At 61.1% G+C, this 20,881-nt stretch carries 17 protein-coding genes; 8 read left to right on the top strand and 9 right to left on the bottom strand.

Translation table 11 applies throughout. From position 1 onward, the window contains the following. Window positions 1-1,309, bottom strand: a 1,309-nt coding sequence (locus tag ABNU55_RS10770) for an alkaline phosphatase D family protein (protein WP_348764355.1), incomplete at its 3' end; no start/stop codon positions are given. Between the two features lie 85 nt (window positions 1,310-1,394). On the opposite strand from ABNU55_RS10770, the gene ABNU55_RS10765 reads away from it, so the two are divergent. Next, window positions 1,395-2,402 (top strand): RluA family pseudouridine synthase, encoded by a 1,008-nt coding sequence (locus ABNU55_RS10765; protein ID WP_290751484.1) that lies wholly within the window; start codon window positions 1,395-1,397, stop codon window positions 2,400-2,402. Between the two features lie 5 nt (window positions 2,403-2,407). On the opposite strand, the gene ald is transcribed toward ABNU55_RS10765, so the two are convergent. Next, window positions 2,408-3,529 carry an alanine dehydrogenase gene (gene ald, locus ABNU55_RS10760; protein ID WP_290751487.1) on the bottom strand — a complete coding sequence of 374 codons (1,122 nt, stop codon included), beginning with the start codon at window positions 3,527-3,529 and terminating at the stop codon, window positions 2,408-2,410. Window positions 3,530-3,646: 117 nt separating this feature from the next. On the opposite strand from ald, the gene ABNU55_RS10755 reads away from it, so the two are divergent. After that, window positions 3,647-4,099 (top strand): Lrp/AsnC family transcriptional regulator, encoded by a 453-nt coding sequence (locus tag ABNU55_RS10755; RefSeq protein ID WP_290751490.1) that lies wholly within the window; start codon window positions 3,647-3,649, stop codon window positions 4,097-4,099. A 3-nt stretch (window positions 4,100-4,102) separates the two neighbouring features. Here ABNU55_RS10755 and phoB read toward each other — a convergent pair whose 3' ends face one another. From phoB to ABNU55_RS10720, 7 genes are all read right to left on the bottom strand, one after another. Beyond that, a complete protein-coding gene (gene phoB, locus ABNU55_RS10750; protein ID WP_290751493.1) occupies window positions 4,103-4,789 on the bottom strand; it encodes a phosphate regulon transcriptional regulator PhoB in 687 nt (228 codons plus the stop codon). Next, on the bottom strand, window positions 4,786-5,493 hold the full coding sequence (gene phoU, locus ABNU55_RS10745) for a phosphate signaling complex protein PhoU (RefSeq protein WP_290751496.1): 708 nt from the start codon (window positions 5,491-5,493) through the stop codon (window positions 4,786-4,788). Before phoU ends, phoB begins: the two co-directional genes overlap by 4 nt. Before the next feature lie 20 nt (window positions 5,494-5,513). Continuing rightward, window positions 5,514-6,338, bottom strand: coding sequence for a phosphate ABC transporter ATP-binding protein PstB (gene pstB, locus ABNU55_RS10740; RefSeq protein ID WP_290751498.1), 825 nt, complete (start codon window positions 6,336-6,338; stop codon window positions 5,514-5,516). 4 nt (window positions 6,339-6,342) lie between these two features. Then, the gene (gene pstA / locus ABNU55_RS10735; protein WP_290751501.1) at window positions 6,343-7,944 is read right to left on the bottom strand and encodes a phosphate ABC transporter permease PstA; all 1,602 of its coding nucleotides are present in this window, start codon (window positions 7,942-7,944) and stop codon (window positions 6,343-6,345) included. After that, window positions 7,937-9,343, bottom strand: a complete 1,407-nt coding sequence (gene pstC / locus ABNU55_RS10730) for a phosphate ABC transporter permease subunit PstC (RefSeq protein WP_290751504.1) — start codon at window positions 9,341-9,343, stop codon at window positions 7,937-7,939. The genes pstA and pstC overlap by 8 nt, the downstream gene beginning before the upstream one ends. Window positions 9,344-9,434: 91 nt before the next feature. After that, window positions 9,435-10,109 carry an RluA family pseudouridine synthase gene (locus ABNU55_RS10725; protein ID WP_290751506.1) on the bottom strand — a complete coding sequence of 225 codons (675 nt, stop codon included), beginning with the start codon at window positions 10,107-10,109 and terminating at the stop codon, window positions 9,435-9,437. Then, window positions 10,110-11,489: an ATP-binding protein gene (locus tag ABNU55_RS10720; RefSeq protein ID WP_290751509.1), complete on the bottom strand. Its 1,380-nt coding sequence runs from the start codon at window positions 11,487-11,489 to the stop codon at window positions 10,110-10,112. Window positions 11,490-11,670: 181 nt separating this feature from the next. Between ABNU55_RS10720 and ABNU55_RS10715 the strand changes: the two genes are divergently transcribed. The 6 genes from ABNU55_RS10715 to ABNU55_RS10690 all read left to right on the top strand — a co-directional run bounded on the left by ABNU55_RS10715 (window position 11,671) and on the right by ABNU55_RS10690 (window position 20,879). Then, window positions 11,671-13,086 (top strand): efflux transporter outer membrane subunit, encoded by a 1,416-nt coding sequence (locus tag ABNU55_RS10715; RefSeq protein ID WP_348764354.1) that lies wholly within the window; start codon window positions 11,671-11,673, stop codon window positions 13,084-13,086. 24 nt (window positions 13,087-13,110) lie between these two features. Continuing rightward, the gene (locus ABNU55_RS10710; RefSeq protein WP_290752318.1) at window positions 13,111-14,385 is read left to right on the top strand and encodes an efflux RND transporter periplasmic adaptor subunit; all 1,275 of its coding nucleotides are present in this window, start codon (window positions 13,111-13,113) and stop codon (window positions 14,383-14,385) included. After that, entirely contained in the window at window positions 14,382-17,600 is a 3,219-nt protein-coding gene (locus ABNU55_RS10705) for an efflux RND transporter permease subunit (protein ID WP_348764353.1), read from the top strand. Before ABNU55_RS10710 ends, ABNU55_RS10705 begins: the two co-directional genes overlap by 4 nt. A gap of 93 nt (window positions 17,601-17,693) precedes the next feature. Beyond that, window positions 17,694-19,883: a M13 family metallopeptidase gene (locus ABNU55_RS10700; RefSeq protein WP_290752324.1), complete on the top strand. Its 2,190-nt coding sequence runs from the start codon at window positions 17,694-17,696 to the stop codon at window positions 19,881-19,883. Window positions 19,884-20,058: 175 nt separating this feature from the next. Next, entirely contained in the window at window positions 20,059-20,409 is a 351-nt protein-coding gene (locus ABNU55_RS10695) for a DUF1801 domain-containing protein (RefSeq protein WP_290752326.1), read from the top strand. An 86-nt stretch (window positions 20,410-20,495) separates the two neighbouring features. Beyond that, window positions 20,496-20,879, top strand: a complete 384-nt coding sequence (locus ABNU55_RS10690) for a hypothetical protein (RefSeq protein ID WP_290752328.1) — start codon at window positions 20,496-20,498, stop codon at window positions 20,877-20,879. Window positions 20,880-20,881 lie beyond the last annotated feature (2 nt).

The raw sequence follows: 20,881 nt of genomic DNA, 5'->3' as shown, positions 1-20,881 counted from the left end.
CGGGGAAACCGTCCCAGGCGTCGAGATTGAACGGAAGGCCGAGCTGGCTGAACGGAATCATCTGGGCAACATAACCGCTTTGCGCGGCCTTCTGCTCATCGGTCAGCGTTTCCATCAGGTTTGGCGGGCTGACCTTTGCCATGATGACCTGATTGGCAAGCACCTGCCACGCCTTGCCCTTTTTCACCGAGGACTGAAGTCCCTGACTCAGCCAGTCTTCCTGAACGCGGCCGAGCATGGTGCGGCTGTCGTCGCCGACCCGAGCCATCACTTCGCGCGCCTTGGCGGGGATGGCATCGGGCGCCGTGCCGGCAAGCTCTGCGCCCCAGGCAATCTCGTCCGACCGGCCGGTCAGGCGCGATTCGAGACAGAAGACGCTTGCGGTCTCACCGAAGTCGAAGGCGCGGTAGATACCGCCGCTCGTACGGCCGGCCTGCGGGTCACGGACAGGCATCCACTCAAGATAGGCCTGGATAGCAGCCTGCTTGCGGTCGCTCCAGTTTCCCTCCGTCTCTGGCTGGTGGTTCTCAGCGCCGGTCCGGTAGGAGTTGTTCGCGCTCTCATGATCGTCCCAGGTGCAGATCCAGGGGGCCACGGCATGCGCAGCCTGCAACATCGGATCTGCCTTGTACTGGGCATGACGCATCCGGTAGTCGCCGAGCGTCACAATTTCCATGGGCGGCTCATGATTGCGGCCGATTTCCTGGCCCGTCTGACCGCCATAGCCGTCGACCCCATACTCATAGATATAGTCGCCAAGGTGGATGACCGCGTCGAGGTCGCCCCGCTGGGAAATGGCGTCATAGACGTTGAAATAGCCAAACGGGAAATTCGAGCAGGAGACGACGGCGAATTTCACCGGCGGCTTGCCGGAAGCTGCAGCCGTGCGGGTACGGGCGACCGGGGAGGTCACATCGCCAGCCGTGGTGTGCGCTGTGAACTGGTAGAAGTATTCGGTGTCTGGCTTCAGACCTTCCATATCCGCCTTGAGCGTGAAGTCGCGCGCAGCGCTCGTATCCAGCTGCGCCTCAGCGGCGAGTATCGACATGGAGGGGTCGGTGCAGATGCGCACCGTAACAGGGATCGGCGATTGTGTATCTTCGTCGGCAGGCGTCACGCGAGACCAGACAATGACCCTGTCGCTCAACGGATCGCCTGAGGCGACGCCGTGATCGAAACTCACGGCGCCATTATAGGGCGCGCGGCTGTCGGTCAGCTGTGTATTGCTGCCGGACGGCGTGGCACATGCAGCAAGACCTGCCGCCCCTGCGCCAAAACCAAGAAAGTGACGTCTGGAAATCTTGCTCATTTCGCCCGCTCCTCAGGAATAGATTTTGACCCATCTATCGCGCGATCATGACGACTCCACGAAACAAGGGCTATAAGCTTCACAAATGAACAGATTGACCGCCACCGCCAGCGATAATGACAAGGGAACACGGCTCGACCGTTTCCTCTCTGAAGCGCTGCCTGAGCTGTCGCGTTCGCGCGCCAAGGCCTTGATCAAGGAAGGCACCGTAAGCCTGAATGGCAGGACGGCGGATGATCCAAAGGCGGGGGTGTCACCAGGCGAGACCTATACGCTGGATATGCCGGACCCCGTCCCTGCGACGCCCGAGCCTGAGAATATTCCTCTCGATATCCTCTTCGAGGACGAGCACCTCATTCTCGTCAACAAGCCAGCGGGCATGGCAGTGCATCCCGCCCCCGGCAGCTGGCAGGGCACGCTGGTGAACGCCTTGCTGCATCATTGCGCGGGGGAGCTACCCGGCATTGGCGGCGTGGAACGCCCCGGCATCGTCCACAGGATCGACAAGGGGACGACCGGCGTCCTCGCTGTCGCCAAGACCGAAACGGCCCATGCCGGTCTCTCAAAGCTGTTCAAGGCGCATGATATCAAGCGGACCTATCTCGCCATCACGCGCGGTGCGCCCAGACCTCTGGTGGGCACTGTCGACATGCGCATCGCCCGCTCAACGAGCGACCGCAAGAAGATGGCCGTGATCCGTGACGAGGATAGCGAAAGCGGCCGCCATGCGGTTACCCATTACAAGGCGAAAGAGACCTTTGGTGAGCTCGACAAGGGGGTGGGTCTGCCGGCGGCAGCGCTCATCGAATGCCGGCTGGAAACGGGGCGCACGCATCAGATCCGTGTTCACCTCGCCCATATCGGAGCGCCGCTTATCGGTGATCCGACCTATGGTCGCCAGCGGGGCATAAAGGCGTACGGCTCAGGCGAGGCTTTCATCGAAGCCACAACGCTGGCACGCAAATTCGAGCGTCAGGCCCTGCACGCGGCCAGTCTTGGTTTCGTCCATCCTGTAACGGGCGAAGATGTGTTTGCCGAAGCGCCGCTGCCCGCCGACTTCGCGGAGCTGCTGGCGGCGCTTCGGGCCATGTAATCAGCTTAGCTTTTCGGCTTGAACCAGTCCGGCAGCTTGTAGGTCATGCCGAGATCCTTGGCGACAGGCTCATGCGTGATGTGGCCTTCGGCCACCGTCAGACCATTCGCCAGGTGCGGGTTCGAATTCAGTGCCTCATGCGTGCCCTTGTTCGCGATCTGCAGGACGAAAGGCAGCGTGGCGTTGTTCAGCGCGTAGGTCGACGTGCGCGGCACGGCGCCCGGCATGTTTGCGACGCAGTAATGCAGAATGCCGTCCACATCATAGATCGGGTCTTCGTGCGTCGTCGGTTTTGACGTTTCGAAACAGCCGCCCTGGTCGATCGCAATGTCCACGAGGACAGCGCCCGGCTTCATGGTTTTCAGCTGTTCGCGGGAAATGAGCTTCGGTGCCGACGCGCCCGGAATGAGCACGGCGCCGATGACGAGATCCGCTTCCTTCACGGCGGCATCGAGGGCGGCCTTGGTCGAGTACATGGTTTTCACGAGACCGTTGAACTGGGCGTCCAGTTCGGCGAGGCGGTTATTGTTGCGGTCGAAAACCGTAACGTCGGCGCGCATGCCCACGGCAATTTCCGCCGCATTGGTACCGGAAACGCCGCCCCCGACGATGATGACCTTGGCGGGCTGCGTGCCCGGCACGCCGCCGAGCAGCAGACCGCGGCCGCGCTTGGTGCGCATCAGTGCCCAGGCGGCAACCTGCATCGACATGCGGCCGGCGACCTGGCTCATCGGACGAAGCAGCGGCAGGCCACCGGCAGGCTCCGTGACCGTCTCATAGGCGATGGCCGTACAGCCGGATTCGATCAGCCCTTTGGCCTGCACCGGATCGGGTGCGAGGTGGAGATAGGTGAAGAGCGTGTGGTCAGGTGTCAGGCGTGCGGTCTCTTCCGGCTGCGGTTCTTTCACCTTCACGATCAGCTCGGCGGACTTGAAGACCGCATCGGCGTCCGGGACGATCTTGGCGCCAACATCGGTATAGGCCTCATCGGCCAGGCCGGAGCCTTCGCCCGCGCCTTTCTGGATGAAGACTTCGTGGCCGGAATTAACCAGGTCACCAACGCTTTCCGGCGTCAGGCCGACCCGCGATTCCTGCTTCTTGATCTCTGTTGGCACGCCAATACGCATAATCCATCTCCCGATTGGTCCAGCTGTAGATATTAAGCGAGCGCTGCCAGGAATTCTTGCCATTCTTCACACGCGTGGCCCAAAATACGGAAAATTATCCCGCCATGGGGGCTAAATGTGAAACTTGATCGTCAGGACCGCCAGATCCTCAGGCACTTGCAGGACGACGCTCGCCGTCCTCACTCGGAGATAGGTGAAGCCATCGGTCTGTCGACCTCATCGGTTCACCGGCGGGTAAAGGCGCTTGAGCAGGCCGGTATTCTCGAGGGGTATTCTGCGCGATTGAATGAAGCCGCGCTGGGTCGCGGGGCCAGCGTTTTCGTGCGCGTCACGCTGCGCAATCAGCGTGTCGACGACCTGCGGGCCTTCGAAACGGCCGTGCAGGACTGCCCGGATGTAAGCGAATGCTATCTGATGACGGGGGAGGCGGACTATCTGGTTCGGGTCGCGGTCAGGGACGCTGCCGACTATGAGCGGGTGCACACACAGGTCCTGACGCGCCTGCCCGGCGTTGAGCGGCTGGTGTCACAATTTGCGATCCGGACGGTCTTCCGCCGGCCGGCGCTATAGGACCTAGTTGGAGCGAAGCGAATAACCTGCCGCGCGGACCGTGCGGATCGGATCGTCACCGCCCTTGCTCATCAGCGCCTTGCGAAGCCGGCCGACATGAACGTCTACGGTGCGAACCTCGACATAGACGTCAGAGCCCCACACGCCGTCGAGCAATTGTTCGCGGGAAAAGACACGGCCCGGATGCTGGACGAAATAGTCGAGGAGCCGAAACTCGGTCGGGCCGAGATGGATTTCCTCGCCATTCCGGCTCACCGTATGTGTCGTGCGGTCGATCGCGATGTCCCCGACGGTGACCCTGTCATCGACCAGGGCCGGGCGAATGCGCCGCAGGACCGCGCGCACGCGGGCCATCAGTTCTGTCGTCGAGAACGGTTTGGTCACATAGTCATCCGCGCCCGTATCGAGGCCCCGGATGCGGTCAGTCTCTTCGGACCGCGCAGTCAGCATGATGACCGGGAGGTTGGCCGTTTCCGACATGGACCGGATGCGCCGGCAGACTTCAATGCCCGGGACCTTGGGAAGCATCCAGTCCAGAAGAACCAGATCAGGTACGCGTTCTTCCAGCAGCAGCATCGCTTCGTCGCCATCGGGGGCGACTGCAGTATCGTATCCTTCGCGCTCCAGATTGTAGCGGAGCAGTTCGGCGACTGCTTTCTCGTCTTCAGCAATCAGGACAAAAGGCTTCAACGCTGCTCTCCGTGATCGTCTTCAGCAAGGCGGGATTCGATCTTTGCGCCTGTCGTCGTTTCACCCGTCACCATGTAATAGACGGCCTTGGCGATATTGGTGGCATGATCGCCGATCCGCTCAAGGTTTTTGGCCATGAAGATGAGGTGAGTGTTCGACCCGATCTGGCGCGGGTCTTCCATCATATAGGTCAGCGTCTCGCGGAACAGCGAGGTGTAGTGGTCGTCGATGTCGTCATCCATATCGAGCACGGTCTTGGCCGCTTCGATATCCTGGCGAAGGTAACAGTCCAGCGCGAGCTGAAGCTGATGAGAGACGGCGCGTGACATGCGCTCGATGCCTTTGACGGCGGCGCGGTTTTCATCGCCCGTCAGTTCCAGGCAGCGCTTGCCGATATTCTTGCAAAGGTCTCCGATGCGCTCGATGTCGCCGGCCAGCTTCATGGCGCCCAGCACGGCGCGCAAATCTGTAGCCATGGGATGACGCAGCGCGATCAGCCGGACGATGGCCTTCTCGGCCTCGACTTCAAGCTCGTCGATGGCACGGTCACGCTTGATGACGTCGCGCGCAAGTTCGAGGTCGAATGTGGCAACCGCGCGGCTTGCATCCATGATCATGCTTTCGGCAAGACCGCCCATGCGAAGGAGGTTGGCCGACAGATGCTCAAGCTCATCGGTAAAGGCTGTAACAATATGATCGGGCATTTTTCGTATCTCCCCGGCGCTTAACCAAAGCGGCCGGTAATATAGTCCTGTGTTCTGCCATGTTCCGGATTGGTGAAGATCTTTTCCGTATCACCATACTCGATAAGCTTGCCGAGGTGAAAGAAGGCCGTCTTTTGTGACACGCGGGCGGCCTGCTGCATGGAGTGGGTCACCATCACGATGCAGTAGCGCTCGCGCAGCTCGTCGATCAGCTCCTCGATCTTGGCCGTGGCAATCGGGTCCAGGGCCGAACAAGGTTCGTCCATGAGGATGACTTCCGGGCTGACCGCAATGGCGCGGGCAATGCAGAGGCGTTGCTGCTGTCCGCCAGAGAGACTGGTGCCAGGCGCCTGCAGGCGGTCTTTCACCTCTTCCCAGAGCCCGGCCTTGCGCAGCGATTTCTCGACAATCTCGTCCATCTCCGCCTTGCCGGAGGCGAGGCCATGGATGCGCGGGCCATAGCCGATATTGTCGTAGATCGACTTGGGGAACGGGTTCGGCTTCTGGAACACCATGCCGACGCGTGAGCGCAGCAGGACGGGATCGATGGAGGGGTCGTTGATATTCGCCCCATCCATGAATATCTCGCCCGTCACCTTGGCCGCTTCGATCGTATCGTTCATACGGTTGATGCACCGCAGAAAGGTCGACTTGCCGCAACCGGACGGGCCGATAAAGGCGGTCACGGAACGGTCCTCGATCTCCAGCGAGATATCGTGGATCGCCTGCTTGTCGTCATAGAAGACGTCGATATGGCGGCAATCGACCTTTATTGGCGCTGACCCACTCTGGGTGCGATCAATGGTCGTGGTGGTTTCGGCGAAGTCTTCGACGTTTCCGTCCATGAGACTACCATCTCCTTTCAAAGCGGCGTCTGAGAATGATCGCGATCAGATTCATCAGCACCAGGAATACGAGCAACACAATAATCGCAGCTGCGGTCTGTGGCTCCCACGCACGTTCGGCACCCGTGGACCACTTATAGATCAGAACGGGTAGCACCGTCGACTCGTCCATGGGGCCGTCGGGCACTTCTGCGACGAAGGCGACCATGCCGATCAGCAGGAGCGGCGCCGTCTCGCCAAGGGCGCGGGCCATGCCGATGATCGACCCGGTCAGGATGCCCGGTGCGGCAAGCGGCAGCACGTGATGAAAGACCGATTGCGTCTTGGACGCGCCGACGCCGAGCGCGGCTGTCCGGATAGAGGGCGGCACGGCCGTCAGCGCGGCCCGTGAGGCGATAATGACGGTCGGCAGGACAAGCAGGCCAAGAACGAGCCCGCCCACCAGCGGGACCGAGCGGGGCAGGCCGAGGAAGTTGATGAAAACCGCCGCGCCAAGCAGGCCGAACACGATCGAGGGGACAGCGGCGAGGTTGTTGATGTTCACTTCGATGAGTGAGGTTAGCCGGTTTCTGGGGGCGAACTCTTCAAGATAAACGGCCGCGAAGATGCCGACCGGAATGGCAAGCAGCGCCGTGACAAGCATGGTCAGCAAGGAGCCGACAACAGCCGCCGCTGTACCGGCGAGTTCCGGATAGGTGCTGTCTGAGTTGGTGAACAGCGATGTGTTCAAGACCGATTTGATCCGGCCCTGCTCCTTCAGGATCATCGTCCAGGCAATCTGGCGGTCGGTGACCGTCCGGTTTTCCTGACTTTGCGCCAGCACCAGCGCCTCGACGCTGGCATCGGCCTGCGGCAGTGTGCGGGCGCCGGCAAGATAGGTCAGCTGAAGTGTGCGGCCTTCGGCGTTTTCCATCCGGAACCAGGTCTGCCCAGCCTGGATCAGAGCCGCGGCAGAGGAATCTTCGACATCCTGCCGGGTCAGACTGGTCAGAGCCTCATTGAGCCTCGCGGCGTCCTCCTGGGTGCCCAGAACCAGGGTCACACCGCTTTCAACAGACCCCGACACACGGCTGAGGCCGCTCAGGTCCAGGGACTTGCGCTGCGTGACACCGCCTTTCAGGTAAAGGTCGATATCGTCCGCCAGCGCCACATTGAAGACCTGCTCGGTCCCGATCGTCTGCATGTTCTGCGCGGTGTGATGAGCGATCGGCAGCACAGCGAGACGTGTGAACAGGCCGTAGAGCTCGCGCTGGACATTCCGGCTCGGATCTTCAGAAAGGAATTCGTCAGCCAGCTGGTCCTGCAGCATGAGATTGAACCCACTGACATTGCGCTCGATCGCCTGCGGATCGCGGGTGCCTTCCGGATCGACATAGCTCGCTTCAATGTTCAGGTCGTAACTTAGCACATAGCGTGAAAAGGCGCTGGAGGCCTGTCCGAAGATTGAGACCAGAAGGGTGACAAGCGCGATGATGGCGATCCCGATGGCGGCCCGGCCATAGAATTTGAACCGCATCTCTGCGGCGTGGCGCTTTTTCAGACGCTTCAGGGCTTCGTCGGTGACAAAGGTGCCCGTTGCTGGCGTATCGGCGGTCGGGCTACTCATATTTTTCCCTGTACTTCTGGACCACGCGAAGCGCGATGAGATTGAAGATCAGTGTGACGAGGAAGAGCACAAAGCCGAGAGCGAAAGCAGACAGGGTCTTGGCGCTGTCGAACTCTGTATCGCCGGTGAGCAGCGCGACAATCTGAACCGTGATGGTTGTAAGGTCTGCTGTCGGGTCTGGCGTGATCTGCGCGCGTTGTCCGGCAGCCATGACAACAATCATTGTCTCACCGATGGCCCGCGAAACGGCGAGCAGCAGCGCGGCAATCACGCCGGGCAGTGCCGCTGGCATGACAACATGTTTGACCGTCTCTGACTTGGTGGCCCCCATTGCATATGCGCCATCACGGAGGGTTTGCGGGACCGCGTTGATGACGTCGTCCGAGAGGGAAGAGACAAAGGGAATGATCATGATGCCCATGACAAGACCTGCCGCCAGCGCGCTTGTGGGCTGCGCGGCGAGGAAACCGTCCGGGATGAAGGGAAGCGCATTGATCCAGATGGCCGCGCTCCGCACGAGAGGAGCCACGAACTGCAAGGCAAAAAAGCCATAGACGACGGTCGGGATGCCGGCGAGCAGTTCGAGGGCCGGCTTGATAATGCCGCGCACACGTGGGCTCGAATATTCAGACAGGTAGATTGCCGAGAACAGCCCGATGGGCGCCGCCACAAGCATGGCCAGAAAGGCGATGAGGAAAGTGCCGAAAAAGAGAGGTATGGCTCCGAAGTCCGCGCCGGTCTGGGCGTTCCACTCCGTCCCGAAGAGGAAGCTGAAGACATTCACGCGGGAGAAGAAGCGAAGCGCCTCAAAGAACAGGCTCGCGACAATGCCGACTGTGGTCAGAATGGCGATGGCGGCGCAGAAGAAAAGAACGAATTTGATGCCGTCCTCGACGCGGGCACGCGCGCGAAACTGTGCGCCGAGCCTGGTGCGCGCATAGAAAAATCCAGCCGTCGCCGCCGCAATGGCGAGCAAGAGGGCCAGAATGCGCGACATGCCGACAAGATCGGTATATCGATTGGAGGCGGCATCGAAGAGCGCGTTGCCGGTGTCTGCGGCATCGATCCGGGCGGCGTGCTCGGAAATGCGGTCGATATACTGGCTGAGCTCCATGTCGCCGAGCGCGCGGATACGCTCTGGCAGTTCACTGGCGAACTGGGCGCGAACAAGGGACTCACCGAAGAGCACATAGCAAAGGAAAACCAGCGCGGCCGGCGCGATGGTAATCATGGCGACAAAATAGCCATGATAATTGGGCTGCGAGTTCAGCTGTGCCGTCTGGCCACTTGCCAGAGCGACGGCCTGGGTGCGTCCTACGAAGAACGCAATAAAGCCAGCCCCGGCCAGGACTGCGAAAAGCAGCCATGCCGCGGGTAGATGTCCGAAGGTTTCCAGCATTCAGCCACGCACCCATTTCATGCTTTGGGCGCGTCTTAGCGCGGGTGGTTGACACATATGTGACACATACTGATCACAAGGTTGTTGGGCTTCATGCGTCCCGCAAAGAAAACGGAGAAGAGCTTGTGAATTCAACGCTTTGCTGGCTGTCGGGGTGGGTGAATTTTAAGCTGCTTGCATGCAGATAAAGTCTCTTCTCTCTATCTCCCTCGCCATAGAGCGGGTCTCCAATGATGGGATGGCCCACGGCGCTCAGATGAAGTCTGAGCTGGTGCGTTCGTCCGGTCAGGGGAATGAGCTTCAGGTGAGAGCGCTCGCCGCTGCACCGGACAAGCTGCCAGTCCGTAATCGCCTGCTTGCCATTCGTCCTGTCGATGCAGCGTTTTGGGCGATCCTCCCAGCGCCGGCCGATGGGCAGATCGATCCGGCCTGAGGCACTTTCCGGGCACCCTGCCACGAGCGCGTCATAGGTCTTGGAGACCCGGCGATCGCGGAACTGCGCTGACAGATGCCCCTGTGCCTCAGCTGTTCGTGCGAAAACGATCAGGCCTGACGTATCCATATCCAGGCGGTGGACGTCGAGGACTGTGCCGAATTCTGCGGTGAGGTATTGAAGCGCGCAGGCTTGCTTGTCTGGCCCCTTGCCCGGAACCGAAAGCAGGCCGGCCGGCTTGCTGGCCACGATGAGGGCAGCATCCTGATACAGAACATCAAGCGCGCCAGCATCCGGCGGGCAATAGGCGCGCGGTCGAACCTCGCCGGCCATTCAGCGGCTGGAAGGTGAGGGCGTTTCACTTTCCACGCGAGGCAGCCACACTCCGAAACAGGCGCCTTCGTCCTCACGGCTGGCCACCGCCAGACCGCCCCGGTGACGCGCCATGATATGCTTGACGATGGCGAGGCCAAGGCCGGTACCTTCAATATCGCCGCCCCGGCTTTCATCGACGCGGTAGAACCGTTCGCCGAGTCTTGAAAGGTGCTGACGGGCAATGCCGGGGCCGGAATCGCAGACACTGATCCAGGCCGCCACGGCTTCGCCCGAGGCGCGCGGTTGCAGCAGGACAGACCGGACGGCGTCAGGACGGCGGCTGAGCGCCTGGCGCGCAGCTTCGTTCATGCTGGCGCATGTGCCCATGCTGACAGATACACGCCCGCCCTGCGGGGAATATTTAAGCGCGTTGCTCACAAGGTTCTGAACGACCTGCGCGATCTCGTCCCACTTGGCGGTGACGGCAACTTCGCCGTTGAGCCCCTCCAGGGATAGTTCGATGGAGCGTTCGGCCGCCAGTGGCTGAAGCGCGAGGATAGTCTGACCCAGCACATCGCCGAGATCGATCACGGTGTCCGGAGCGCGGTGCTCACTGAACTCAATCCTGGAGAGAGAGAGAAGATCGGAAACGAGGTGGCGCATCCGGTCGGTCTGCTTGTGCATGATCTCAAGAAAGCCGTCCCAGGATTCGCGGTCATCACGGGCAGGGCCGCGCATCGTCTCTATAAAGCCGGCGAGGGCGGTCAGGGGCGTGCGCAGTTCGTGGCTCGCATTGGCAAGGAAGTCGGCGCGCGCACGCTCGGCTCTGTGAACCGCCGTGCGGTCCTCAAAGACAATGAAGACGCTTTCGGGTTCCGGCCCGGCCGTGAGGTGAGCGAGCCAGAGTTCTTCACCGTCCACGGCCATGAACTCAACGCGCTCCCCGGCCCCTGTGCGGGCAACACGGTCGGTCGCCGCCAGGACGTCCGGCTGCCGGATAATAACGGATTTCAATGCGCCTTCGGTCTGCTGGATCCGGAAAAGGTCGGTGATCCGCCGGTTTGCCGATTCGATCCGCCCCTCACCGGATATGTAGCAGGCCGGAAAGGGCAGGGCGTGAATGAGCGAGCGAACCGAGGCCTTGAGTGAGTCGTTGCGCGCCGGCTCGCTGACAGAATAGTCCGTGTCCCGAAGCGGCGGCGCGGAGCCGACAAAATACGCAAGCGCGCCGAGGCAGAGAACGATAATAGCCGTCAGCGCCTCGACAATGCCAAGCGCGCCCGTAGCGACCAGAAGCCCCAGAAGCGCACTGGCTGCAACTGTAAGGACAAGGAAGTCGCGCGCGCGCTCAGCGCGCCGCGTGGCCTTGTATCGTGAATGTGACTGTGGCGTTGCCATAATAAGGGAAAACCAAGAAAAGCGCCTTGCGGCAAGAGAGTGGACTGTTTGATCACGACATTCCGGAGCGTCGGGGGCCTTGTCACCGCGTTACTGCAGTGAGTTATTGAAAATCGATAATTATTTGTTGACAGTCAACTAATCGCTGCTTAGTCCTGCGACCGAACCGAATGAGGATTGGATGAAGCTCCCCGCCACTCTTGTCGCCCTTGCTGCCCTCACCGGCTGCGCCAGCATCTCCGATATTGCCGGAGAGCCCGTCGCTGTTTTTCCCGCAGCCCCCGAGGCACCGAAGGCCTGGGCCAAGGCCGGTATCTCCGAAGAGCTTCCGGAAGGTAACTGGATTGCCCAGTTTAACGACCCCGTCATGGAAGCGCTGGTGACCGAGACCCTGACCGCGAATCCCGATTTGCGCGCACAGCTTGCTGTGGTCCGGGCGGCACGGGCCCAGGCGCGCAGCGTCTATGGCCGATCTCTGCCAAATGTCTCTGTTTCAGGCTCTGCTGGCGTGACCTCGACCTATTCCGAAATCACCGATGAGCGGTTTACAGATCCCACCTTCGGCGCGCGCGCCGAAGCCAGCTGGACCGCAGATCTCTGGGGGCGCATACAGGCGTCGATAGATGCAGCCGAGGCCGACCTCGCTGCCAGCGAAGCCGACCTTGCATCGGCCCGGCTCTCGCTGGCCGCGCAGACGGCCATTGCGTGGACCGATCTCAACGAAGCGCTCGCCCAGGAACGGGTGGCCGTCCAGACCTATGAGGCCCGCGACCGGATCGTCACGCTGACCGAGCGCCGGTTTGCCCGCGGCCTTTCGACAGCGCTCGACGTGCGCACGGCCCGCAGCGCACGCGCCACGGCAGAAGCAGCTATCGCGGCCCGCCGGCAGGCCAGCGGAAATGCGACCCGACGCCTGGAGATTCTGCTGGGGCGTTATCCTGCCAACGAGATTGAGGCACCCGCCGACCTGCCTGAGCTCGCCCCCATAAGGGCCGCCGGCACCCCCACCATGCTTCTGTCCCGCCGCCCGGATATCGCGGCGTCCGAAGCAAGGCTTGTCGCTGCCGGCCTTCGCGCCGAGCAGGCCCGCCTTGCGCTTCTGCCATCGCTCACCTTGACCGGTTCACTTGCCGCCAACGAGACCGAGCTTGCCGATCTCATCGATCCGGTCCGCATTGCTGCCAATGCCATTGCGGGGCTGTCGCAGCCTGTTTTCAATGGCGGGGCATTGAAGGCTGACCGTGACGCGGCAATTGCCCAGGCTGAAAGGGCGCTCGCGCTTTATGCCGGCGATGTTCTGACGGCCTGGCGCGAAGTCGAGGACACGCTGGCTGCTGATGAGTTCCTTGCCGACCAGGTCGATGCCCAGCGCCGTGCGCTCGATGAAGCAATCGAGGCAGAAGAGCTTGCCACGCGCCAGTATTCCAGCGGCCTCGTTTCCATATTCAATCTGATCGACGCCCAGACGCGTAGGTTGAATGCCGAGAGCAATCTCATTGCCGCGCGGTCTGCACGCGTATCGAACCGGATTTCCTTCCACCTTGCCATCGGCGGTGCGGTCGAAGAGGGGCCTGCGGGCTCGCAACCTGATATATAAAGAAGTCGAGAACAGAGACCTCCCATGAAGCGTATCATTGCCGTCCTGCTGCCTGTCATCGTGCTCGTCGTCCTCGTTGGCCTGGGATTTGCGCTGACCAGCGTTTTCAAGCCGCCGGTCGAGCGCGCCGACGAACAGCCCCGCGGCCTGTCCGTATTTGCTGAAGTGGCAGAGCAGACCGACCTCGACCTCAAGGTCCGCGCCCAGGGTGAGGTGAAGCCAAAGCGGCAGATTGTCGTCGCGCCGCAAATCGCTGGCCGGATCTCCTATGTTTCGCCAGATTTCCTGGATGGCGGTTTCATCCGGCAGGGACAGGTGCTGGTACGCCTGGAGGCCGCCGATTACGAGCTCGCCATCACACGGGCAAGATCCGGTGTAGCTTCAGCCGAGCAGGCGCTCGCCAGAGAGCGGGCAGAAGCCGAGCTGGCGCAGCAGGATATCGAGGATCTCGGTATAGAGGAGGCCAGCCCGCTGGCCCGCCGTGAGCCCCAACTGGCCGAAGCCCAGGCGAATCTTGAGTCTGCCAAGGCCCAGCTTGCCGATGCGCAGCTTGCTCTCAATCGCACCGCAATCACGGCGCCTTTCTCTGGCCGCGTCCGTGAGCGTAGTGCCGACCTCGGTCAATTTGTGAGCCCGGGGCAGGCACTGGGTACGATTTTCGCCACTGATGTGGTTGAGGTCTCGCTTCCCCTGTCCGATGAGGAACTGGGCCGTACGGGTCTGCCGCTCGCCTTTTCCGAGACGGCGGATAATCCAGGCCCACGCGTGGTGTTTTCCACGAATGTCGCTGGCCAGCGGCGTGAGTGGGTCGGCCGCGTGAAACGGACCTCCGCCGCGCTTAACCCGCAGACCCGGCTTATCAATGCGATCGCCGAACTTGAAGATCCCTATGGCGCTGGCGCCGATGATGGCGTGCCTATGGCCCCGGGCCTTTTCGTGGACGCGGAGATTGACGGCCGGCAGATAGAAGATGTCGTGCGCATCCCGCGCGCTGCGCTGCGGGGCGTGGATCAGGTCTATGTGGGTGACGGCCCGAACGGCAAGCTCGAGATCCGCACTGTGGACGTAGTCTACAGCACCGACGACGGCGCCTTCTTGGCCTCGGGCGTGGAGGATGGCGAACTCGCCATCGTGTCGCCGATCCAGGCCGCCTTCGATGGCATGAGCATTCAGGTGGTCGAGCGCATGCCGGATGGCTCGCTTGTCCCACGCACGCCGCGCACCTCGTCTTCCGATGAGGAAGAGGAGGACACCGCGGACGCCCAGGTCGCTGGTGAAACGGATGGAGCGGTGCAATGAACGGACTAGTAGCCTGGTGGGCCCGTAACGGTATTGCTGCCAACCTTCTCATGATCGTCGCCTTTATCGGCGGTATCTTCGGTTTCCTCAGCCTGGAGAAGGAAGCCTTTCCTGCCGGCGACTGGAACGGCGCGAGCGTTTCCATCGCCTGGCCGGGTGCCTCCCCGCAGGATGTCGAGGATCAGATTGTCGTGCGGCTTGAAGAGGTTGTCGCTGACATTGACGGCCTCAAGCGCCTCACCGGCGTGGCGCGCGAAGGTGTGGGCTATGTCAATCTTCAGACCGAACTCGACGTCGACGTCGATGAATTCGTCGACGAGGTGAAGCGACGCGTCGATACGATCTCGAACCTGCCGCAATCAGCTTTCCCGGCGCAGGTCACTCGCTGGAGCGCGAATAACCAGTTCATGGGTCTTGCCCTTCACGGCAATGTCGATCCGGCGACCCTTGATTACTATGCCGATGAGATGCGGGACGCGATTGCCCTTCTGGAAGGCGGCGAGCTTGCGCAGGTCCAGGGCACGCTGGGCGAAGAGGTTTCCATCGAAGTCTCGGAGGCCGCCCTTCGCCGCTACAATCTGACCTTTGCAGAGGTCGCAAACGCGGTCCGCAATTCGTCCATCAACTCCTCCGGCGGTACGGTTCGTACCGAAACGGGCACGGTCTCCATCCAGGCCCGTCAGCTGGCCGACACGCGCGCCGATTTCGAAAGCATCATCGTTCGCCAGAGCGCCGAGTTCGGGACGATACGCATCCGCGATGTGGCCAATGTCGTCGATGGCTTTGAGGATGGAGAGCTCGACGCGACCTATAATGGTGAGCCAACGGCTTTCATCATGGTCAACCAGCCGGAAAAGATGGACATCGTCCTCTACTCCGACAACATCAAGAAGTTCATGGAAGACGCCAATGCGGGCCGGGGACAGGATGCCCTCCCGGAAGGCCTGCGCATGGACCTCCTGTTCGACACGTCCGAAATCTATAAAGGCCGCATGGACACGATCAGCTCGGCCGCCTTGCAGGGCATGGCGCTTGTGATGATCATCCTGATCCTCTTCCTGCGCCCCATCGTGGCTTTCTGGGTCACCATCGGTATCGGCACGGCCTTTGCCGGCGGCATCATGATCCTGCCGCTCTTCGGGGTCTCCCTGAACTTTCTCTCGCTCTTTGCCGTCCTTCTTGTGATCGGTGTGGTCGTGGATGATGCGATTGTCGTCGGCGAGAATATCCACAAGGAGGTCGAGAGCGGACGCGAGGAAGGTCTCAACGCGGCCACCGTCGGCACTCAGCTGGTGCTGAAGCCTGTGATCTTCGGCGTCCTGACCACGATGATCATGTTTGCCCCATGGGCCTTCATCCCCGGGCCGGAGCGCCAGTTCACCGCGCAGATTACGTATGTCGTGGTTGCGGCGCTGGCCTTCTCGCTCATCGAAGCAATGCTCATCCTGCCCTCCCACCTTTCGCACATGCAGCCGCAGAAATTCGAAGGGCCTGTTGGCAAGCTGATGCACCTTCAGCAGCAGATCGCCGACAGCCTCATCACCTTTGCGAACCGGGTCTACAAGCCGCTGCTCGAATATGCGGTGAAGTTCCGCTACGTTACAGTGGCTGTCTTCACCTCCTTCTTCGTGATCGCGATCATGCTGGTGCAGGCGAACATCGTCCCGTTCCGCTTCATGCCCCAGATCGAGGACGACCTCGTCCAGGTGACCATTGATCTGCCGGACGGGTCTCCACAGTCACGCTCCCTTCAGGTTCGTGACCAGCTGCGTCTGGCTGTCGAGCAGTCGCGTGCGACCTTCGATGAGCGCTATCCGCAGCTCGGCGACGAGCACATGATCCGTGACATCTCAATCGTGGCCACGGAAGGCGAAGTGCAATCCTGGATTGCCCTTATTCCGCCGCAGGACCGCCCGGTCGGCGTTTCGACCAAGGATATTGCCGACGAGATACGCGCGAATTTCGGGGAAGTGCCGGACGCAGAGGAAGTGAACTTCCAGTTCACCATCAATGATGCGGACAATTCGATCCAGTACGCGCTGAACAATGATGACCTGGAGGTGCTGCGCAAGGCCGCCGATGATGTGAAGGCTCAGCTGGCAACCTATGAGCAGACCTATGACATCAGTGACAACCTGTCCTCGGCGGCCCAGGAAATCCGGATTGACCTCAAACCTGGCGCCACCTCGCTCGGTGTCACGCTCGGCGATGTGACCTCGCAGGTGCGCGCCGCCTATTATGGCATCGAAGCCCAGCGCCTGCCGCGCGACGGCGACGATGTGCGGGTCATGGTTCGCTATCCGAAGGAAACCCGCGAGTCGCTCGACAGTCTGCAGGACCTTCGAATCCGGACAAGTGAAGGCCGGGAGATCCCGCTGGAACAGGTGGCAGAAATTTCCTTTGCCCCGGGGATCGACCGTATCCTGAGACGTGAGCGTATGCGCTCTGTCACCGTCTTTGCCGACCTCGTCGGTGACAGCACCCGCGCCACGATCTTTGCCGACATGGAGCAAAATTTCTGGCCGGAATTCGAGAAGAAATACCCGACGGTGACGCGCGGGGCCGTAGGCGATATCGAAAGCGAGCAGGAATTCGTGCAGGATATCACCCGGCTCTACATCATTGCCTTCGTGGTGATGTACATCCTGCTGGCAATTGCCTTCCAGTCCTATTCCCAGCCACTCCTTCTGATGCTGGCCATCCCCTTCGGCTATGCGGGCGCGGTCTTCGGCCATCTTGGCTTCGGGGTCCCGATGGCGCTGTTTTCCATGTTTGGTATCGGTGCTGCAGCCGGTGTGGTGATCAACGACAACCTCGTTCTGGTGGACTATATCAACCGGCGGCGCGAGGAAGGGGCAGGCGCGTTGCAGGCCATTGTTGATGCTGGCGTCTCCCGTTTCCGCCCGATCCTGCTGACCTCCGTCACGACTTTCGTCGGCATTCTGCCAATGATCGCGCAGAAATCCGTCCAGGCACAGTTCCTCAAGCCCATGGTTGTCTCGCTCGGGGCGGCTGTTGCCTTCGCATTGTTTGTGTCGCTGCTCCTCGTGCCCGCTTTCTATGCGGTGGGATGTGAGGTTGGCCGCATCTTCCGCTGGACCTGGGGTGGCAAGCCTTATCGCCAGATCGGTGACAGCTATGAGGGCGAGGTGAATATCGATGAAGAAGAGCTCATCGGGACCTCACGCGGCGGACGTCCACAACCTGCCGAATAGGAAGGTCGCCATCCCTGCTCTTGCGCAGCTCATGGGGTTACAAGGTCGCCGCTCCTATTCAATATTGACGGTATCCAATCTGGAGTAAGATGTATGAAACTGCTTTATTCAAGCGTGGCCGCCGCCGCGCTTCTGGCCGCCTGCACAACAACCCAGCCCGCCAGTGAAACGGCGGCCGGGCCGGGCGATCAGCAGGCTGCGGCCTCCAAGCCAGAACATGTCGTTGAGACCACCTCGCCGGATTATTGGGGGGACTGGGGCATCGATACCAGTGTCATGGACACCGATGTGGACCCCGGCGACAATTTCTTCATGTATGTTAGCGGCGACTGGATCGACGAGTTTGAGCTGCCGGCAGACAAGACCCGCTACGGCGCGTTCGATCTTCTGCGTGAGAAGTCAGAGCAGCAGACCCGCTTTATCATTGAAGACCTCGCTGAAGCCCAGCCGCCGGTCGACACGCCGGAAGGCAAGGTTGCTGCCTTCTACAATGCCTTCATGGACACCGACGCCATCGATGCGGCCGGCCTCGCGCCCGCCCAGCCCTATCTCGACAGGATTGCGGCGATCAGGGATCGCGAAGAGCTTGCACGCATCTTTGTCGCGCCGGGCTTTTCCTCGCCCTTCAACGGTTTCGTCTGGGTCGATGACAAGAATCCCGACGACTACATCTTCCAGATGTCCATGGGCGGCCTCGGCCTGCCGGACCGCGAATACTATCTCAAGGATGATGAGAAGTCGGTCGAGATCCGCGCAAAGTATGAAGAGCTGCTGACCTTCCTCCTCGGCCGGGCCGGCTATGAAGACGCCGCCGCCAAGGCGTCTGATGTCCTCGCTCTGGAGACGCAGCTTGCAGAAGCCGACTGGGACCGTGCGGTCAGCCGCAACCCGGAGATCACCTATAACAAACTGACCCGCGACGAGCTGGGCGAACTGGCCGGTGGCTTTCCGCTGGCAGTCGCGCTTGAAGAGCTGGGCGTGAATGGCGAGCAGGAATTCCTCGTCACCGAGATTCCGCCGACCGCGGACGAGATTGCGTCTGCAGGTCTCTCTCAGGAGGATGTGGACAAGCTTGGTGCCGGCATCCCGGTTGCCTTTGAACTTGCCAACACGGCAGACCTGGACACCTGGAAGGCGTATCTCGCCGCTCACATGCTGTCTAATTTCGCCGCCGTCCTGCCGTCCGACATCGATGAAGCGGACTTTGATTTCTATGGCACGACGCTCAGCGGCCAGCCGGAACAGCGTCCACGCTGGAAACGGGCAGTGTCCGCTGTCTCCGACGCTCTGGGTGAGGCGATTGGCGAAGTCTATGTGGAGCGCTACTTCCCGCCGGAAAACAAGCAGCGCATGGACGAACTCGTTGCGAACCTGCGCACCGCCATGCATGCCAATCTCGAGGACCTCTCCTGGATGAGCGAGGACACCCGTGAACAGGCGCGCGAAAAGCTCGACATGTTCAACCCGAAGATCGGCTATCCGGACGAGTTTGAATCCTATGACACGCTCGAGGTCACCGACAGTGCCTTCACGAACGCCGTGAATGTGGCGCGCTGGTCGCTGCAGGACAATCTCGACCGCCTGAACGAAGACCCGGACCGCAATGAGTGGTTCATGACCCCGCAGACGGTGAATGCCTACTATAATCCGGGCTATAATGAGATCGTCTTCCCGGCCGGTATCCTCCAGCCGCCTTTCTTCAATGTGGAGGCAGACCCAGCCGTCAATTACGGCGCCATTGGCGGCGTGATCGGCCATGAAATGGGCCACGGCTTTGACGATCAGGGATCGAAATACAATGGCGAAGGCGTTCTCGCCAACTGGTGGACGGATGAAGACCGCGAGGCGTTTGACGCGCTGACGTCTGCGCTGGTCGAACAGTACAATCAGTACTGTCCGCTTGCCGAAGGCGAACCGTGCGTCAATGGCCGCCTCACCCTGGGTGAGAATATCGGTGACCTTGGCGGTCTGTCGCTGGCCTATCGCGCCTACCAGATCAGCCTGGATGAGAATGGCGACGGTGTCGTCAGCGCTGAAGAGGAGGCGCCTGTGATCGACGGGTTTACCGGCGACCAGCGCTTCTTCATGGCTTGGGCGCAGGTCTGGCGCGCCAAGTACCGCGATGAAGCCAAGCGCAACCAGCTGCTGACGGACCCCCACTCGCCGTCAGAATACCGCGCGAACGGCATCGTCCGCAATTTCGACGAATGGTATGAGGCGTTCAACGTCTCTGAAGACGATGAACTTTACCTGCCGCCGGAAGAGCGCATCCGCATCTGGTAAGCGGACAAAGCATTGGCAAACATCAGGAAAGGGTGGACCTCAAAGGTCCGCCCTTTTTTCCTGTCCGTTGGATTTGTCCGCATTCCTGCAGGAATGATCTTCACATTTGCCGGTCCTTCTGGCTTCTAGAGGCCCGGCCTGCCGTAGCGGCAGGTGTGGGGGAAGGACGCACGAAATGCCGATGCCCATGGCCGTCAGGGCCTATTTCGACAGGCTGTCCGGGCCGACGAAGGAAATCGCAGAGGAACTCGCTCGCCTCATTCCGGCGCGTGGGCCAAGTTTGATCGCGACTATCGCTTCTGGCGCACCCTGCTGGTCGGGCCATGAGCGCGTTGTGTCAGTGGTGGCCTATTCCAGGCACTGCAATCTGCAATTCTGGTCCGGAGCCCGGCTCGCCTCTGGTTTCTATGGCCGCATTGAAGGCAACGGCAAGGCTCTGCGTCATGTGAAGGTTCACCATCTCGATGATATAGACGATGAGCTGATCGACATCATCGACTGCGCCATTGCCCTCGACCGGGGCTGACCATTGCACGCGGGCGTCCCACAGCCGCTTTCAATCTGCGTGCGGCCTGCTAGCCTTTGGTGCCGATCCAGCTTTCAGGACACGCCGTGCTCAGACATCTTTGCCTTACTCTTCTCCTCAGCCTCTCTTCAGCAGGCCTTTCGGCGCAGGAGCCGGCGATCGACACGCTCTATTTCGTCGTGCGCGACGGGATCGTCATGACGGCGCAAGGCCACGCGATTGCGATGGATTTCAACGAAGACGGCAAATTTGAAGGCGAGGCGGCCGGCACATCCTTTGCCGGTACCTACCGGCTCGATGGCGCCCAGCTCTGCACCACGTCGCAGCTGGCTGCTTCTGAAACCTGCACCACCTACCCGGAAGGAATGGAGCCGGGCGACGAGTTCGAAGTCGTCAGCCCGGCCCTTGGCAGTGTCCGTGTCCGCATCCGCACGCCCGAGGAGAACCGGGCCGCGGCAGCTGGAAATTGATG

The sequence above is a fragment of the uncultured Henriciella sp. genome (genome assembly GCF_964005855.1).
Taxonomy (GTDB): Bacteria; Pseudomonadota; Alphaproteobacteria; order Caulobacterales; family Hyphomonadaceae; genus Henriciella.
Note: the sequence above shows the minus strand (reverse complement) of the source record. Positions and strands in the feature narration are given on the sequence as shown.